Source organism: Halosimplex halobium (assembly GCF_051414055.1).
GTDB lineage: Archaea > Halobacteriota > Halobacteria > Halobacteriales > Haloarculaceae > Halosimplex > Halosimplex halobium.
The window spans coordinates 1-700 of the sequence record NZ_JBLKNX010000053.1; the positions used below are offsets into that span (position 1 = coordinate 1).

The window sequence follows — 700 nt, forward strand, 5'->3', positions numbered from 1 at the left end:
TGGCGGTGTTCAGATAAGGATTGAAAGGTGAGGCGGTGCGGTTTTCAGGTGTCCATGCCAGAAAACGCCCGCCTCAGTGGTTGTTTAGACGAGATCGACTTAGAGTTTGTTGAACGAGAAGCGACACCGCGATTGCTGATGAAACTCAGTATTCAGTTGCATCTCGCTGGTCTCTCGCTTTCGAATACTGTTTCGTTTCTTGAAGTATTCGGTGTCGAACGAGCTCGATCAACCGTCCATAATTGGGTTCACAAAGCTGATTTACAGCCCGAAGATGGGCGGTCGCCGGATCACGTTGCGGTCGACGAAACTGTGATCCAACTCAACGATGAGCAGTATTGGCTGTACGCTGCGGTCGATCCACAAACCAATGAACTCCTGCATACAAAGCTAAGGCCGACCACAACGAAGGTTCTTGCTCATTCATTCCTCACCGAACTCAGCGAGAAACACGACGTTGACGACGCCGTGTTTCTCATCGATGGCTCCAAATCGTTAGAAGCTGCGTGTCACCGACACGGATTCGATTTCAGATACGAAAAACACGGAAATCGAAATGCCGTCGAACGTGTCTTCAGAGAAGTAAAACGACGAACTATATGCTTCTCAAACTGTTTCAGCAACGCCGAAGCAGAAACAGCCGACGATTGGCTCAGATCGTTCAGCTTCGCATGGAATCAGCTTATCTGAACACTACCGA

General features: G+C 49.3%; 1 protein-coding gene. It reads left to right on the forward strand.

The window, feature by feature from the left end; genetic code table 11:
• Positions 1 to 54 precede the first annotated feature (54 nt).
• Positions 55 to 690, forward strand: a complete 636-nt coding sequence (locus ACMGFG_RS24235; RefSeq protein ID WP_436932855.1) for an IS6 family transposase — start codon at positions 55 to 57, stop codon at positions 688 to 690.
• Positions 691 to 700: the final 10 nt, after the last annotated feature.

Bases quoted from the DNA above. Each gene is read 5' to 3' on its own strand.
- ACMGFG_RS24235 (WP_436932855.1), top strand. From the start codon at position 55: ATGCCAGAAAACGCCCGCCTCAGTGGTTGTTTAGACGAGATCGACTTA.